17 protein-coding genes are annotated in these 16,505 nt (G+C 37.0%); 1 reads left to right on the forward strand and 16 read right to left on the reverse strand.

The annotated features are described in order from the left end of the window. From ACJML3_RS05545 to rpoE, 16 genes are all read right to left on the reverse strand, one after another. A partial coding sequence (locus ACJML3_RS05545; protein ID WP_406021337.1) for a LysM peptidoglycan-binding domain-containing protein occupies positions 1-525 on the reverse strand: 525 nt, incomplete at its 3' end. Positions 526-592: 67 nt separating this feature from the next. Then, positions 593-1,216 carry a YqaA family protein gene (locus tag ACJML3_RS05550; RefSeq protein WP_406021339.1) on the reverse strand — a complete coding sequence of 208 codons (624 nt, stop codon included), beginning with the start codon at positions 1,214-1,216 and terminating at the stop codon, positions 593-595. A 5-nt stretch (positions 1,217-1,221) separates the two neighbouring features. Continuing rightward, a complete protein-coding gene (gene ispF / locus ACJML3_RS05555; protein WP_406021341.1) occupies positions 1,222-1,698 on the reverse strand; it encodes a 2-C-methyl-D-erythritol 2,4-cyclodiphosphate synthase in 477 nt (158 codons plus the stop codon). Further along, a complete protein-coding gene (gene ispD, locus ACJML3_RS05560; protein WP_406021343.1) occupies positions 1,698-2,375 on the reverse strand; it encodes a 2-C-methyl-D-erythritol 4-phosphate cytidylyltransferase in 678 nt (225 codons plus the stop codon). Before ispD ends, ispF begins: the two co-directional genes overlap by 1 nt. Continuing rightward, positions 2,375-2,680: a septum formation initiator family protein gene (locus tag ACJML3_RS05565; protein ID WP_406021345.1), complete on the reverse strand. Its 306-nt coding sequence runs from the start codon at positions 2,678-2,680 to the stop codon at positions 2,375-2,377. The genes ispD and ACJML3_RS05565 overlap by 1 nt, the downstream gene beginning before the upstream one ends. Positions 2,681-2,683: 3 nt before the next feature. Further along, positions 2,684-4,321, reverse strand: a complete 1,638-nt coding sequence (locus tag ACJML3_RS05570) for a CTP synthase (RefSeq protein WP_406021347.1) — start codon at positions 4,319-4,321, stop codon at positions 2,684-2,686. 116 nt (positions 4,322-4,437) lie between these two features. Then, positions 4,438-6,708, reverse strand: a complete 2,271-nt coding sequence (gene relA / locus ACJML3_RS05575) for a GTP diphosphokinase (protein WP_406021349.1) — start codon at positions 6,706-6,708, stop codon at positions 4,438-4,440. Between the two features lie 43 nt (positions 6,709-6,751). Further along, a complete protein-coding gene (gene rlmD, locus ACJML3_RS05580) occupies positions 6,752-8,116 on the reverse strand; it encodes a 23S rRNA (uracil(1939)-C(5))-methyltransferase RlmD (RefSeq protein ID WP_406021351.1) in 1,365 nt (454 codons plus the stop codon). Positions 8,117-8,124: 8 nt separating this feature from the next. After that, positions 8,125-8,832 carry a DNA repair protein RecO gene (recO, locus tag ACJML3_RS05585; protein ID WP_406021353.1) on the reverse strand — a complete coding sequence of 236 codons (708 nt, stop codon included), beginning with the start codon at positions 8,830-8,832 and terminating at the stop codon, positions 8,125-8,127. Further along, positions 8,833-9,729: a GTPase Era gene (era, locus tag ACJML3_RS05590; RefSeq protein WP_219937738.1), complete on the reverse strand. Its 897-nt coding sequence runs from the start codon at positions 9,727-9,729 to the stop codon at positions 8,833-8,835. Between the two features lie 10 nt (positions 9,730-9,739). Further along, positions 9,740-10,447 (reverse strand): ribonuclease III, encoded by a 708-nt coding sequence (gene rnc / locus ACJML3_RS05595; protein WP_406021355.1) that lies wholly within the window; start codon positions 10,445-10,447, stop codon positions 9,740-9,742. A 3-nt stretch (positions 10,448-10,450) separates the two neighbouring features. Beyond that, complete coding sequence (lepB, locus tag ACJML3_RS05600; protein WP_406021357.1) at positions 10,451-11,383, reverse strand: signal peptidase I; 933 nt, start codon at positions 11,381-11,383, stop codon at positions 10,451-10,453. 20 nt (positions 11,384-11,403) lie between these two features. Then, positions 11,404-13,215, reverse strand: coding sequence for a translation elongation factor 4 (lepA, locus tag ACJML3_RS05605; protein ID WP_219937736.1), 1,812 nt, complete (start codon positions 13,213-13,215; stop codon positions 11,404-11,406). 128 nt (positions 13,216-13,343) lie between these two features. Continuing rightward, positions 13,344-14,273 (reverse strand): sigma-E factor regulatory protein RseB domain-containing protein, encoded by a 930-nt coding sequence (locus ACJML3_RS05610; RefSeq protein WP_406021359.1) that lies wholly within the window; start codon positions 14,271-14,273, stop codon positions 13,344-13,346. Positions 14,274-14,327: 54 nt separating this feature from the next. Next, complete coding sequence (locus ACJML3_RS05615) at positions 14,328-14,918, reverse strand: sigma-E factor negative regulatory protein (protein ID WP_406021361.1); 591 nt, start codon at positions 14,916-14,918, stop codon at positions 14,328-14,330. Positions 14,919-14,930: 12 nt separating this feature from the next. Next, complete coding sequence (gene rpoE / locus ACJML3_RS05620) at positions 14,931-15,524, reverse strand: RNA polymerase sigma factor RpoE (RefSeq protein ID WP_406021363.1); 594 nt, start codon at positions 15,522-15,524, stop codon at positions 14,931-14,933. A 238-nt stretch (positions 15,525-15,762) separates the two neighbouring features. Between rpoE and ACJML3_RS05625 the strand changes: the two genes are divergently transcribed. Beyond that, positions 15,763-16,505: FAD-dependent oxidoreductase (locus ACJML3_RS05625; protein WP_406021365.1), on the forward strand; the 743-nt coding region annotated here is incomplete at its 3' end.

Below are 16,505 nucleotides of genomic sequence, written 5' to 3' on the forward strand. Positions count from 1 at the left end.
ACCACTCTTTACGATGTAGTACTTATCCTGCTTTAAATCATATGACTTTTTATTTTTTGCTAATGAAGAAACAGCTACAGGCTGTTTTTCAGAATATGGTGTAGCCTTTTTCGCTTTTTGGCCTTTCAAGAAAATAGTCTGACCAACACAGATACTGTATGGAGCATCAATATCGTTTTCTGCTGCTAGCTGTCTGTAGTCTTTTCCATACCTAAAAGCAATAGAATATAGAGTATCACCTGGTTTTACCTGATATGTATCTGAACTGTCTACCACACCAACAGTCTGAACTGAAGGGGTACTTACAGGACTTGTATTATCAGGAATATAAGGTTTAATAACACCACTTTTATGTACACTATTTGTTGCGGCATATATCTTTTTGTTTTTGATACTGCCATTAACATGTGTAGCACGGGCATTTTCGATTCTTGCAGTTCTTGCAGGTTGATTTGTTTGAACTGAACAGGCACACAGATTTAACAGTGCGCCTAACATAGTATAAAGTATTAAATTTCTGGCCATTTTGTAACACATTAAACTTCTTTTTTAATATGTTACAAAATTTAGAATAAAAATGGGAATTTTTTTATTAAAATAAGAACTTATACACGATTAAAAGTGCAATTAATAAGACACAGATCCAACCTATAACATCAATATAGTGTTTTACGGTCTTTTCCATTTTCTCTCCTCCAATGTAGATCACAAATGACTCAAGGAAGAATCTTAAGGAGCGACCTACAATGGAAATCAGAACAAATGGGATTATTCCAAGATAACCTACAGCGCCTGTATTAGCCATACTTTCGGCTGCTACAAGGCCAGTGGTAATTGCAATTACCTTGTATGGGATTGGAGTAAAAGCACCTACGAATATCATCAATACACCGTACTCTTGTGTCAGCCAGGAGCGAACTGTTTCCATGTGCTTTTCGTAGTGGAAAAATGAAATCATGTCAGATATATAAGGATCGTATATATAGTATCCAAGATAATATCCTACAATAGCGCCAAGAACAGAAAACAGAACTGTTAAAAAAGCATAATAAAAAGCTCTGTTTCTGTGATACATACACATAGGAACAAGCATCACATCGGCAGGTATTGGCCAAAAGATTGATTCTACAAAAGAATTAGCACACATAATAGGTGTAGCATATTTAGTAGAGCTCAGTCTTTCAAAAAGATTATACAGATAAGAGAAAATCTTCATATAAACTAAACCTTCTGAAGTAATACTACAGATTCAACAGCAATGCCTTCCTTTCTGCCGGTAAAACCAAGCTTTTCTGTTGTTGTGGCTTTTATGCTGACAGAGCTAACCTCAACTTCTAGAACAGATGCTACGTTCTCTCTCATCTTAGCTTCGTAACTTGCCATTTTTGGAGCCTGCGCCATGATTGTAGTATCTGAATTAACTACTTTATAGCCATGCTCTTTTATCTTTGCTACAACATCCTTTAAAAGGATCATTGAGTTAATATTTTTATACTTATCATCATTGTCTGGATAAAAATGTCCGATATCTCCAAGTGCAAGTGCACCTAAAAGAGAATCGCAGATAGCATGAACAACAACATCTCCGTCTGAATGAGCTACAAGCCCCTGTTCATATGGAACCTTTACGCCACCTAAAATGCATGGACCTTCTCCACCGAAACGATGTACATCAAAACCATGACCGATTCTAAACATTATTTATCCTTTATAATCTTTTCAAACAAAAATAGATCTTCTTTGGTAGTAAGCTTGAAATTATCAGCTCTACCTTCTATTACTTCTACATCAAAACCAGCATATTCCATAGCTGAGGCATCATCAGTAATAGCTATATTATCATTGTATGCTTTTTGTATAGCACTCTTTAAAAGATCTGTTTTAAAAAGCTGTGGTGTATACGCTCTGTAAAGACAGCTTCTGTCTACTGTATTAACAACTTTTCCATCCTTAACAAGTTTTATGGTGTCACTAACCTTTGCACATAGAATTCCACCAACCTTACCTTCAACACACAACTTTGACAGTTTTTCTATATCTGAAGGATCTATTAAAGGTCTGGCTGCATCATGAACCATAACATAAGGTGTTGTAACTTTATCTAAAGATAATCTGACAGTATCTGATCTTTCCTTTCCACCAATACTCTTTATTATTCCACTTTCTTTTGAAACAGCTAATGAATCAAAATACTCGTCATCTGCAGATACGGCTACAATGATATTATTTACAAAAGGGGATTTTTTAAGAGCTCTTATAGTATGCTCAAGCACTGTAAGCTCATTTACTTTTGCATACTGTTTTGGAATATTAAGCTGCATGCGCTTACCAACACCTGCAGCAGGAAGGATCACGTCAATTTTGACTTGATTCACTATTTCTCCTTACGCTTAGAAGATGTTTCCTTATCAATTACTCTGAAAAACTGCTCATTGCTTTTAATAAGGCCAAGATCTTCTCGCGCAAGAGCCTCGGTAACCTGATTACCTCGGCTCAGTTCAGAAATTTCGTCTTTTAAAGACTGATTCTCTTTTTCGAGTTTCTTTTTACGAGCCTGAACAATCTCTAAATTCTTTTCGGTTCTGGTACTCTGTAAATAACCATTTTTTCCAAAAACAGTATCATAGCCCAGATATGAAATCAGGGCTAAAAGGACAGCAATAACCAAAAACCTAGTCATAATTTAGTGATTATCCTGATACTCCTTAGCAGCCTTGATAAAGCCAGCAAATAAAGGATGACCCTTTCTTGGATTAGAAGTAAATTCAGGATGGAACTGAACACCGATAAACCAAGGATGCTCAGGATTCTCGATAATTTCAACAAGTTTATTGTCTGTTGAAAGACCAGCAACCTTCAAACCCTTTTCGGTAATCTTGTTGATGAAGTTATTATTAACTTCATAACGGTGACGGTGACGCTCAACAATATCATCACTGCCATAAAGTTCACGAACCTTTGAGCCAGACTGTAAGTGACACAGCTGACCGCCAAGACGCATGGTACCACCAAGATCAGAATCCTCTGAGCGCTTCTCAACGTTACCGGACTCATCCTTCCACTCGGTAATTAATGCAACTACTGGATACTTAGATTCTGGATCAAACTCTGTTGAATTTGCACCTTCCATTCCAGCAACATTACGAGCATACTCGATCAGTGCTACCTGCATACCTAAACAGATACCTAGGTATGGGATCTTGTTTTCACGTGCATAACGGGCAGCCATAATCTTACCCTCTACACCACGCTTACCAAAACCACCAGGAACTAAAATAGCATCTAAGCCTTCTAATAAATCAACACCCTTTACCTCAACGTCTTCAGAATCGATGTACTTGATGTTAACCTGTAAGCGGTTCTTTAGACCGCCGTGCTTTAATGCCTCGTTAATTGACTTGTATGCATCGTGAAGCTCAACATACTTGCCAACCATACCGATGGTAACCTCACCGGTAGTATTTGCCTGCTGGTATAAAACCTGTTCCCAATCTGACAGATCAGCCTCTGGAGCTGATAGATGGAATCTGTCAACTACTAACTGATCAAGATACTGGCTCTTTAATAAGGCTGGGATCTTATAGATAGAATCAACATCCTTCATATTGATTACTGCGTTCTCTTTAACATTACAGAACATAGCGATCTTATGACGCTCATGAGCAGGAATACCTGATTCAGAACGGCAAATAAGGATATCAGGCTGGATACCAATTGATAATAATTCTTTTACTGAGTGCTGTGTTGGCTTAGTCTTTACCTCACCTGAAGTCTGAAGATAAGGAACTAAGGTTAAATGCATGAATAATGCATTCTCACGACCGATATCCACAGCTAACTGACGGATTGCCTCAAGGAATGGTAATGACTCGATATCACCAACGGTTCCACCGATTTCAACTAAAGTAATGTCATTACCCTCGCAACCTGAAAGAATTCTTTCTTTGATTGCGTTTGTGATATGAGGAATAACCTGAATGGTTGCGCCAAGGTAATCACCACGTCTTTCCTTTCTGATAACGTCAGAATAGATTCTACCTGTGGTGAAGTTATTCTTTTTAGACATCTTAGAGTTGATAAAACGCTCATAGTGTCCTAAGTCAAGATCTGTTTCTGCACCATCCTCAGTAACGAAAACCTCACCGTGCTGGATTGGACTCATGGTACCTGGGTCAACGTTAATATACGGATCAAGCTTCATAATGGTTACTTTTAAACCACGAGCTTCTAATACTGCAGCTAAAGATGCACCAGCAATGCCCTTGCCTAATGAAGAAACTACACCGCCAGTAACAAAAATAATCTTAGGAGATGAAGACATAAAAACTCCAAAATTTCTGGTTAACTATAAACTGTGCATTATACCACAAATATTAAAAAAGTCATGAACAAATCAAATCGCCATGACTTTCGTTTATTAAAAAATAACTGTTTGATTTATAAACGTTTTGCGCTTGTTATACGAGGCAAATCATTGAGTTTTGATATAACTCTATCAAGAACAGGAATAGATACAACTAAAAGGTCTATATCAACTAATGATAGATCTTTTGAACTGTCTACATGTGAGCGAACACCCAGTACATTCATCTTTTCATTGGCAATTACCGTTGTGACATCTCTTAAAAAGCCAGGATAATCTGCACCAACTACTCGAAGAGTAATGGTAAAGCCTCTGTCTGACATTGAGATATTCTCACCCCATGTTGCATCAACTACACGCTCAGGGAATAACTCAACCATCTTTTTAAGTTTTTCACAGTCTGCTCTATGTACACTGATTCCTCTACCCTGTGTAACGAAGCCTACAATCTTGTCACCAGGAATAGGCTGACAGCACTTTGCAATATGTGTGAGAAGATCACCTACGCCTTCAACAACAATACCTGAACTCTGTTTGGTTTTCTTTATAAGCAAACTTGCAGGTTTTCTGTTTACAATACTTCCAATAAGTTCATCAGAACTGATATTTTCGCTATTTTCCTTATTGAGCTTCTCTTGAAGTATTGATGTAATGATATTTACACTTATATCACCTGCACCAACTGCAGCAAAAAGATCGTCTACTGTCTTGAAGTTGAATCTTGATAGTTTCTCTTTAAGTAAAGAAGATATCTGATCTTTGCTATAAGGCAGTGACAGTCTGTCTGATTCCTTATCAACAAGAAGAATACCCGCTTCCTTGTTTTTATCAAAATCAACCTTTCTAAAATATGACTGAACCTTGTTGATAGCCTTTTTAGTATGTAAAAATCCTCTTTCAGACTTTAACCAGTCGCGTGACGGATTAGGTGTCTTTGAAGTGATGATCTCAACTTGCTCACCAGTATTGAGCTTATATGTATAAGGTACAATGCGGCCATCCACCTTTGCACCAATACATCTGTGTCCGATCATGGTATGAACCTGATAGGCAAAATCAAGAGGTGTTGCCCCCTTTGGCAGATCCATTACCTCACCATGAGGTGTAAATACATATATTCTGTTTTCAAAAACCTGATTTTTGAATTCTTCTTCAAGCGCTCCTGACTGAACCATGTCATCACGCCAAGAAAACAGTTTTCGAAGAAAATTAATTCTCTGTTCAACCCCCGAACTCTGGCCATTTCCTTCCTTGTATTTCCAATGTGCAGCTACACCAAGTTCTGCAAGATTATGCATTTCTCTGGTTCTTATCTGAACCTCAACAATCTTTTTGCCCTCTCCATATACAACTGTATGGATTGACTGGTAGCCGTTTGGTTTTGGATTAGCTATATAATCATCAAATTCGCTGGCGATATGTTCATACTTAGTATGAATGATACCTAATGCTGTATAGCACTCTTCAATTGTGTTAACAACAACTCTTACAGCTCTGATATCAAAAAGCTCTGTAAACTTCAGATGCTTTTTCTGCATCTTTTTGTAAATACTGTAAATATGCTTTGGTCTGCCATATACCTCAGGATCACTGACACCTTCTGCAATAAGATTTTTTCGAAGACCTTCGATAAAATCATTTACATACTGCTCTCTGTCAATTCTTCTTTCATTAAGGTTATGAGCAATTTCGCTGTACTTATCAGGATGAAGAAACTTGAAAGCAAGATCTTCAAGTTCCCATTTGAGCTGACCAATACCTAATCTGTTTGCAAGTGGGGCATAAATGTTGCTAACTTCTTTTGCTATCAGATTTCTTGAGGCTTCATCCTCGTTTTTTGCCATTCTGATAACAGCAATTCTTTCAGCAAGCTTGATTACAACCGCTCTGATATCAACAACCATTGCAAGGATCATACGGCGAACTCTGTCGACCTGATCCTCTGTTGCCTTTTCTGAGCTTAAAGTCTGTAAAGATCGGATTGCTTCCATATCTTTTACAGCAAGAAGAAGTTTCGCTATTTTAGGACCGAATTTTTCGGATACATCCTCAAAGGAAATAAAACTATTCTCATAGGCAGGATACAGAATGGATACCTGCAATGATGCAAGATCCATATTCAGACTCATCAGAATAACAACAATCTCTGATGATATGTGGTTGAATCTTGCAACCAAATCATCAGGTGACACGAAGTCTTCTGCAACCTCTGAATCGCGAATATGTTTAATCACGAAATCATTGGTTTTATTTATTACATCCTTTTGATCATTTGGAAGATCTAGTTCATCTACCCATTTTATAAAATCAAAGGATGCACTATGGGTCTGTCTGATTGCAACCATGATTTTTTTCCTATTAAGCTTTATTTATGCTTTTATTATGTTCTTATTTTTTCTTGTTTTCTAGATCAAAAACCAAAATCATCTCAATATGAGCAGTTCTTGGGAACATATCAATAACACCCCATGAGCTTAACTTGTAATTCTTCTTAATAAGCTCCTGAGAATCTCTTGATGCTGCAAGTGGATTACATGAGATATAAATGATTCTCTTTGGCTTTTTATTTGCCAAAAACAAAGTTGCTCTCTTAGCACCAGCTCTGCCCGGATCCATTACAACAACATCATAATCTTCTTTAGCCCACTTTTGGTTTTCAAACTGCTCTTCAAGATCTGCAATTTCAAAACTGATATTGTCAATGCCATGCTCCTTGGCATTCTCTCTTGCATCAAGAACCATTCTTGCCACAATATCAACACCTACAACCTTTTTTGCTTTTTTTGTCAGAGGGAAGGTGAAATTACCAAGTCCACAGAAAAGATCAAGAACACTGTCCTTTCCTTCTTCTACATAAGAACACACTCTATCAAGCATCTTTGTGTTCAAGAATCTGTTAACCTGTACAAAAGAGGATGGCATACATTCAATTCTGATTCCACCTGATGTTACAAATAGTTTTGAAGGATCACCTGCTACAATTCTCTCTTTTAAGCTTTCTCTTTTCTTGTCTATAATTTTTGGATCATAAAAAGGTTCAACAACTGATACTACAGTGTCAGTATCCTTGGCAAAAGCAACAATCTTTTCCTCGTCTTTTTTGTTTAAGACTTCAGAAAATCTAATTAGAATTCCTAAAAGACCGTCTGAATCAAGACATTCAATGTGACCTAGTTTGTCTTTCTTATCTAAAGAATTTATGAGTTTATTAAGCGGTTCAATAACTGAATTGATTCTATCAGTCAGGCACTTACAGAATTTTACTTTTACAAGTGAATTTGATCGCTCTTCTCTGAAACCTACATATAGTTTGTTGTGGTCACCTCTGATTGCAAATCTACAAGCTCTTCTATAACCTGTAGACTCAGCAGTTTCTGAAAAAGCAGGATCATCTAGGTTAACTGATGCATTCTTTAAAAACAGTCGCTTGATACCCTCTATCTTAGAGTTAAGCAACATATCATTTGGAACAAATGACATTTTGCAACCACCGCACTTATCAGCGTACTCACAGTCATCCTGAATTCTCAATTCTGAAGCTTTGATGATCTTTGTATACTTAGCAGTGATGATATTTCCTTTTGCATTAATCTCTTGAACATTGGCTTTTTCACCAGGCATAAGACCTTCAACAAAATAGGTATTACCACCCTCCTTTCCTACAGCTCTACCTTGCAGATCAAGATCGGTAAAAGTAACAGTTACTGCCTTTTTTGCTTTTGTGCTTTTACTTGGTTTATAAAAAGTTACCATGTTCTCACCTAATATTTTATATATTCTTCATACAGCCTTCTGCTTTTAAGTTCATAATCACCTAAAAGTTCTTTTATCACAGCTGCATGTATTTTCTTTAAAATCTTTAAACTGTCTTCACTGTCATATTCATGATTCATTATCTTTAAAAGAGCTTTTCCTGAATATGAATGACTAGTCGATGACAAATCTTCTATAAAACCCTGAGTTGCTGAAAAGAAATATGATTTTTCTTCTGAAAGCATTTTATGATCCTGAGTTTTAAAATCTATCTGATAGCCTAGACTTTCGAGTAATACACTCTCAAAATTTCTAAGGACAAGATTTTCAGAATGTTTGGCCTCTAGCTCCTCTAATGAGCGAATATACTGGGCAAACAGCTTAGGATCACTTTCCTGTGACTTTACTAATCTGAACAGAAGTTCATTGATATATATTGCACAGAATGTGTATGGTATTTCAATTTTAAAAGCAACCTTCTGCATCATTGCAGAATTTACTCTAAAAAGAGAGCTTCTTCCCTGAAACAGAGAAAGCCTTAGAAGAGTAAAGGGTTCAAATAACCCTCTGTTTGATGAATTCTTATTGCTTTTAAGCCTTACAACTGCACTTATTCTTCCAAGATTAAGTGTGAAAAGCTCTAATAGAAGCGAATGCTCCTGATATGGTCTTGAGTGGATGACGAGAGCTGGCTCGTCATCTATGCTCAATGGCATTTATTTTGCCTCGAAGTCATCATAGCCAAGGCTCTTTAATGCTCTGACATCATCAGACCATCCAGCCTTAACCTTTACAAACAGCTGTAAGAATACTTTTGAATCAAACAGTTTTTCCATGTCCTTTCTAGCCTCAGTACCAATCATCTTGATTCTTGCACCCTGAGCACCGACAACCATTTTTTTCTGGCCCTGTCTTTCAACAAGAATTGCTGCACTGATTCTTAAAAGACCGTCTTCTTCTTTGAATTCTTCAATTTCTACAGTTGAACTGTATGGAAGCTCTTCACCCATCTGACGCATCAACTTTTCACGTACGATTTCTGATGCTAAAAAGCGAGATGATCTGTCTGTAATACTGTCATCTGGGAAAAGATGATCTCCCTCTGGCAGAGACTTGTAAATAATATCCTTTAGGATATCAAGATTAGTGCCTCTTAGAGCTGATACTGGAACAATATCTTTAAAATTAATGATCTTTGAAAGTTTATCAATAAGAGGAAGAAGTGTTTCCTTATCTGCAACTGTGTCTACCTTATTGATAACAAGAACAACAGGAGCACCTGAATTCTTTACTCTGTGAAAAGCCATTTCATCATCATCAGTCCATCTTGATGGATCAACAACGAAAAGAACCAGTTCAACATCACCTAAAGCACTTTCTGCAGCTCTATTCATCAGATGATTGATTGCTCTTTTTTCTTCACGGTGTAAACCTGGAGTATCAACGAAAACCACCTGATATTCATCTTTAGTATCAATACCTACAATTCTGTTTCTTGTAGTCTGTGGTTTTCTTGAGGTAATAGAGATCTTCTGACCAATCAGATGATTCATCAGTGTTGATTTGCCAACATTTGGTCTTCCTATGATCGCAACAAATCCAAAGTGTGACATAGTATCCTCTCTATTTATATTTCTTTCGTTTATCAATAAGTTCTAATACAAGACCTGCAGCAACCTGCTCTGCTCTACGCCTTGAAGAGCCACGACCAATCTGTTTTTCGTAGCCTTTAACATTAGCTGAAACCACAAAGATCTGCTCATTGTCTGTTCCCTCAATAGACTCAACCTTATACTCAGGAAGAGGTAAATGAGCTGACTGAAGGTATTCTTGCAGAGTTGATTTATGATCCTTTTGATCAACATCAGGCTTAATTGTCTCAAGTCTTGTCTTAAACCAGCGAAGAATAATCTGTCGCACAAGTTCAAAGCTTTCATGAGAATCAATAAACATAGCGCCAATAATAGACTCTACTGCATCAGCAATAAGACTGTCTCTTCTAAAACCGCCGGTTTTAAGTTCACCAGGACCTAATCTTAATACATTTCCAAGTTCAAATTCTCTTGCAATCTGAGCTAACATTGTTTCTCTTACAAGAGTAGATCTCATTCTTGTCAGATCTCCTTCTTTGCATTTTGGAAATCTGTCATAGAGATCTTTTGCGATAACCATTCCAAGGATTGAATCACCAAGATACTCAAGTCGCTCATTATGGATAGGACCAAAGCTTCTATGAGTCAAAGCCTGCTCTAACAGTTTAATATCTTCAAAAGCATATCCAAGCTTCAGTTCTAGATTCTGAAGGGCTATCACATTAGTTTTTTCTGACATTTTTTAATTTATACCGCCAATTCGGTTAAAACGTACTGACTTTGGAATAAAGCTCAGCATTGACTGATCTTTTTCATCGAATTCCAAGGACATCCAGATGCCCTCTGTTTTTCCAACAATATTCTCAAAAGGAACAAATCCCCAGAATCTGCTATCTTTGCTGTTGTCTCTGTTATCACCCATTGCAAAATAGCAGTTTTCAGGAACCTTCCAAATTCCTCTTTCAAAACCAGGCTGCTTATAAAAATACTCTTTGAGCATAGATGCATTCTGATTTATTCGGATAATATGAGATTCCCCTTTAGCAAATGATTCTTTGTATACATCATAGTTCTCAGAGAACCCCAAAGAGATCTCCTCTTCATCGGTATACAAGAACTGAACATTCACTAGCTGAGCATGTTTTTTATCTAATTCTTCATGCTTGATGATATACAGATGCTTATCCTGATAGATAATTACATCGCCAGGCTCACCAACAACACGCTTAATGTAATCTATTGATTTATCTTCTGGATATTTGAATACGATAACATCACCACGTTTTGGCATGCCTGTTTCAATTATTACATTATTAGTAAGTGGATTTCTGATTCCATATGCATGCTTATTAACAGCAATAAAATCACCAGTTAGTAAAGTTGGCATCATCGAGCCTGATGGAATTCTAAATGGCTCATAGACAAAACTTCTGAAAAGAAAAACAACTAAGATAACTATAAATACAGAACCAACCTGTCCTATAAAATTGGCTGGCTCCATAATCTTCTTTTTTTCCTTTCGGCTAAGATCCTTGTTTGCCTTTAATGCAGCAGCCAGGGCTTCTTTACGCTTTTTCTTATATTTTTTTAAATCAATGAAATAACAGATGCCTGTTACAACACTGGCAAAAAAAAGGATATATGCAAAAAGATTTTCTGAAATTACCTCAATCACGTTCTACCTTCTTTTTTGTATTATTCTTTTCCTACCTTTAATATTGCAAGGAATGCATCCTGAGGAACCTCTACCTTTCCTAACTGTTTCATGCGCTTCTTACCTGCTTTCTGTTTTTCAAGAAGCTTGCGCTTTCTTGTGATATCACCACCATAGCACTTTGCAAGAACATCCTTTCTTAATGCCTTAACAGTGCAACGAGCAATAATCTGAGTACCGATTGCAGCCTGAATTGCAATATCAAACATTTGACGAGGAATTACTTCCTTCATTTTCTCTACAACTGCAAGACCTCTAGTACGGCTTACTGAACGGTGAAGAATAATTGCAAGAGCATCCACTCTTTCACCTGCAATAAGAATATCCATTCTCACAAGATCATCGCAGTTGAATCGCTTGAAACTGTAGTCAAGGGAAGCATAACCACGAGAAGCAGACTTGATTCTGTCAAAGAAATCAAGAACAACTTCTGACATTGGAATCTCATAAGTCAATGCAACCTGATCACCATGATACTCAAGACCAGTCTGAATACCACGTTTTTCCTGACAAATCTTCATGATTGCACCAACATATTCCGATGGCATCAACATGCGGCATTCTGCAATAGGCTCTCTGATTTCAGCAATATTTGAAACAGGAGGAAGTGCAGCAGGAGAATCGATATGGATAACCTCTCCGTTTGTCATTAAAACTTCATATACTACTGTAGGAGCAGTAGTAATCAGGTTCAAGTTGTACTCTCTTTCAAGTCTTTCCTGAATGATTTCCATATGCAGCATACCAAGGAAGCCGCATCTGAAACCAAAGCCTAATGCCTTTGAATTTTCAGGTTCAAAGAATAAAGATGCATCATTTAAAGACAATTTCTCAAGTGCATCTCTAAAGGCATTGTAATCATCGGTTTCAACAGGGAACATACCTGCATAAACTTGAGGTTTTACCTTCTGGAAACCAGGAAGAGGAGCTTCACAGGCTGGTTTTACATGGGTGATTGTGTCACCAACAGGAGCTGCATGTACTGACTTGATATCACATACAACCCAACCTACTTCACCACAGTTTAAAACATCAACCTTTACTCTCTTAGGAGTTGAAATACCAAGTCCGTCAACCTGCCAGGCAACTCCCTGAGACATAACCTTAATCTTATCGCCGCGACGTAAGGTTCCGTTCTTTACTCGGACTAAAGCTACAACACCAAGATAATCATCAAAATATGAATCGATAATAAGTGCCTGAAGAGGAGCATCAGGATCACCTTGTGGTGCAGGAATTGAGGTGACGATTCTCTCAAGAACATCCTGAACTCCAAGACCAGTCTTAGCAGAACACATGCAGGCATCATGAGCCTCAATACCAATCAGATCTTCAATCTCATCGATAGCTCTGTCAGGATCGGCTGAAGGCAAATCAATCTTGTTTAAAACGGGAATAACCTCAAGATCAAGATTTACTGCCTGATAACAGTTTGCAAGTGTCTGAGCTTCAACACCCTGACTTGCATCAACTACTAATAGTGCACCCTCACAGGCAAATAAAGAACGAGAAACCTCATAAGAGAAATCCACATGACCTGGAGTATCAATAAAATTAAGCTCATAGGTATTACCGTCTTTTGCCTTGTATTTAAGGGTTACTGCCTGAGCTTTAATGGTAATACCACGCTCTCTCTCAATATCCATGTTATCAAGGACCTGAGAGGTCATTTCGCGATCGCTTAAACCACCGCACATCTGAATGAATCTATCGGATAATGTTGATTTACCGTGATCGATGTGTGCGATTACAGAGAAATTTCTAACTTTTGAGCGGTCGTAAACGTCTGCCATAATGTTCCTAATAATTCTATGTTTACAAAAATTTTCGTTATTTTACCATTTTTACAAAAGGCTTTCACTATTACCATAACTCATTGTAATTTAGGTAAAATTTCTGTTTTATAACTTTTTTTTCAATACTATTCTTCATTCGATACTATTTTTGAAAGAATTATTTTTGACATAGCAAGAGGAATTTCACCTGCAACAGCGTATTCAAAAAACTGACCTTTTTTTCTGAAAACACTGATAGTGCCATCAGTTGCAGATGGAATCATCACTGTAGTTTTTGAATTCTTATATACTCTGAAATCTACAAGTCCATCTGTAAATGTAAGATAGTCAACATCCTCATTTCCCATTTTCTGAACACCATAATCACAAAGTGAAAAATAAGAGGGAATTGTAAGTTCCGGCCAGATTTCTGCAAAGGAAAGATCCTTTTTTGGATTTCCTTTTACAGAATCAAAAACATCATCAGGAAAAGATCTGTTTTTTGCATTTACAGAATGCATCGCTGTTACAGTGAATTTTGTAACTAGTGCATTTGATGGTGCAATTACACTCATTTCAACAGGAAGATTTGTTTCATCGTCACTTGCTATAAGAAAACTGTATCTTGCATCATCAACAGGAGAGAGTTTAGAAACAACAACCTTTCTTCCAGATATTCTTGTGCGGCCTACTAAGGTACATTCATAGTTTTTCAATATTGTCTGTGAATGCATGATTTTGTCAAAGATTAATGACTGATGCCAAAGCATTGCACCTACATACTGTCTATCTTTATTAAAATCAATTCCCTTAAGCCCTTTTAGCGCATATCCGTCTAATTCTCCATTTAGGGACTTCCATGTAGTATAAGGAGTATTGTTAATATACAGATGAGTTAAGGCATATAGATTGATTCCCATACTGTCTGTATGTGCTATGGTTGCATCAAAATTGTTTGTTGTATACATTTTCTGAACATCATAAAAATGTTCAAAACAGCTGTTTGCTGCAAATGCATTAGTAATTACGCTTCCTATAAGAAAAGCAATTGTAGCTTTAATTGTTTTTAGTTTCATAATAATCCATGAAAAAAGGGGCTCACGCCCCTTAATTTATCTAAATTCTGTTAATTAGTTTGAGGCTGTGCTTACAACATAACCTCTGATGTAATTGTTGATACGTTCGACTTCCAGAGACTGCTGCTTTTTAAGTTCATTTGAATCTAATTTTACAGCATTTTCAGCCTTATCCTCATCTGTAGACAGGTTTATTTTATTTGATGCCTGTGATGAGGTCTGATAACTTGCAAGATTTACACCGTCAACAGGACCTAATGCATTTGATGCACTTTCCTGTACAACTAATGAATCAGTAGAGAAAGTCTGGTATCCGATAACAGTAATTGCTGCTACAGAAGCAACCATTGCCATTTGAGCAACTGCTGTTGCAACCTTTCTGAATACAAATTTATAGGTAGGTACTGGTATAGTCTTAAGTTCAGGTACAATCTTTTCCTTAGCAATTGTATTCATTACGCTGTCAGAAAAAGACATATTTACCTTACTTGGTAACTCGTTACGAAGTGCTGCACCAATTAGAGAATAATTCTTAAGAGTCTGCTTGTGTTCAGCAGATAAACTTAATTTTTCAGTCTGAGAAGATTCACCATCAAAAAGAGCGGAAAGATATTCAGCATTTTCTGATTCATGTGAAGTTGTCATACCTACTCCTGATTATTTTGCAAACTTTGACATTCTTTGTTCTATAAATTGTCGCGCTCTGAAGATTCTAGATCTTACTGTTCCAATCGGAACTTTAAGCGCAACCGCCATATCTTCGTATGACATTCCTTCCACTTCTCTTAAGGTTATTGCCTCAGAAAGTTCTGATGGAAGATCAGCCATAGCGTCGATAATCACTTGCTGCAATTCTTGCGATTCTATTATTCTATCTGGAGTATCTGAACTTGCTAATACACCCTGCTCGTCAATTGACTGAAACTCAGGAGAATCAACATCAAGATGATTTCTTGTTTTATTGTTTGATTCTAAATGTGTTTTTGCTGTATTAACCGCAATTCGATACAACCAGGTATAAAAGGAACTGTCGGCACGGAAGGAATTGATAGCTCTGTATGCTTTAATAAAAGCTTCCTGAGCCACATCAGCAATGTCTGCCTGATTATTTACAAACTTTCCTATAACCTGAAATATCTTATGCTGATACTTGATTACAAGTAAGTTGTAGGCTTCAACATCACCTTCCTGAACCCGCTTCACGATGGCTTCGTCATTTGAAGCTTTAAAATTTTCGTTTACGGATCCCATGTCTTACTGCACCTTTTATACGTTTTGACTAAGTTATTTTTTAAAAGTTCAAAAAATTTTTTTTAATCATATTATTTATGACTTAGGTATTTTACAGTAAAAGCCAAATAAATGCAGTCTTTAAAAAATTTGATCTCTTTTTTTAGTACTCTTAGAGATTAAATTTGTGTTAAGTGCATCATAAAAGAGTAAAATTATCACAATGTGTTTTTTATAAATAAGAGCAACAGGTAAGAAAATGAATTACACAACAGATTGTCTTATTATCGGTTCTGGAGCTGCAGGTCTTACACTTGCACTGACCTTAGCAAAAAAAGCTAAAGTTATTGTTCTATCAAAAGAGAACGTTTGTGCAGGTTCTACTAATTATGCACAAGGTGGCATCGCTGGTGTTTACAATATCAAAGATGATGATGACAGCATTCAGGCGCATATAAAAGACACCTGCATTGCAGGCGGTTTCTTATGTGATGAGAAAACTGTTGAGTTCGTTGCTAAAAATGCACATGACGCTATTCAGTGGCTCATCGATGAGGGAGTTCCTTTTGATCTGAAAGAAACAAAGGTTGAAGATGAACAGTCACCTTATCACCTTCACAGAGAAGGTGGTCACTCTCACAGAAGAATTTTCCACGCAGAAGATCATACCGGTAAATCAATTCAGGAAACTCTTGTTGAAAGAGCACGTGAAAATAAAAATATCACAATCCTTGAAAATCACAATGCAATTGATCTTATTACAACTCACAAGCTTGGTCTTGTAGGAAACAGAGTCGTTGGTGCTTATGTACTTGATACAACCACAAATCATGTAATCACAATCAATGCAAAATTCATTGCATTATGTACAGGTGGTGCATCAAAGGTTTATCAGTATACCTGTAACCCAGAGGTAAGCTCTGGTGATGGTATTGCAATGGCATATCGTGCAGGTTGCCGAGTTGCAAATATGGAGTTCAATCAGTTCCATCCAACAACTCT

It is taken from the genome of Succinivibrio sp. (assembly GCF_045124615.1).
GTDB classification, from domain to species: domain Bacteria; phylum Pseudomonadota; class Gammaproteobacteria; order Enterobacterales; family Succinivibrionaceae; genus Succinivibrio; species Succinivibrio faecicola.

Excerpts from the sequence above, each read along its gene's own strand:
- ACJML3_RS05570 (WP_406021347.1), bottom strand. The coding sequence starts at position 4,321 with ATGTCTTCATCTCCTAAGATTATTTTTGTTACTGGCGGTGTAGTTTCT.
- ispF (WP_406021341.1), bottom strand. The coding sequence starts at position 1,698 with ATGTTTAGAATCGGTCATGGTTTTGATGTACATCGTTTCGGTGGAGAA.
- rnc (WP_406021355.1), bottom strand. The coding sequence starts at position 10,447 with ATGTCAGAAAAAACTAATGTGATAGCCCTTCAGAATCTAGAACTGAAG.
- era (WP_219937738.1), bottom strand. The coding sequence starts at position 9,729 with ATGTCACACTTTGGATTTGTTGCGATCATAGGAAGACCAAATGTTGGC.
- ACJML3_RS05550 (WP_406021339.1), bottom strand. The coding sequence starts at position 1,216 with ATGAAGATTTTCTCTTATCTGTATAATCTTTTTGAAAGACTGAGCTCT.
- recO (WP_406021353.1), bottom strand. The coding sequence starts at position 8,832 with ATGCCATTGAGCATAGATGACGAGCCAGCTCTCGTCATCCACTCAAGA.
- lepA (WP_219937736.1), bottom strand. The coding sequence starts at position 13,215 with ATGGCAGACGTTTACGACCGCTCAAAAGTTAGAAATTTCTCTGTAATC.
- rlmD (WP_406021351.1), bottom strand. The coding sequence starts at position 8,116 with ATGGTAACTTTTTATAAACCAAGTAAAAGCACAAAAGCAAAAAAGGCA.
- rpoE (WP_406021363.1), bottom strand. The coding sequence starts at position 15,524 with ATGGGATCCGTAAACGAAAATTTTAAAGCTTCAAATGACGAAGCCATC.
- relA (WP_406021349.1), bottom strand. The coding sequence starts at position 6,708 with ATGGTTGCAATCAGACAGACCCATAGTGCATCCTTTGATTTTATAAAA.
- ACJML3_RS05615 (WP_406021361.1), bottom strand. The coding sequence starts at position 14,918 with ATGACAACTTCACATGAATCAGAAAATGCTGAATATCTTTCCGCTCTT.
- ACJML3_RS05565 (WP_406021345.1), bottom strand. The coding sequence starts at position 2,680 with ATGACTAGGTTTTTGGTTATTGCTGTCCTTTTAGCCCTGATTTCATAT.
- ACJML3_RS05610 (WP_406021359.1), bottom strand. The coding sequence starts at position 14,273 with ATGAAACTAAAAACAATTAAAGCTACAATTGCTTTTCTTATAGGAAGC.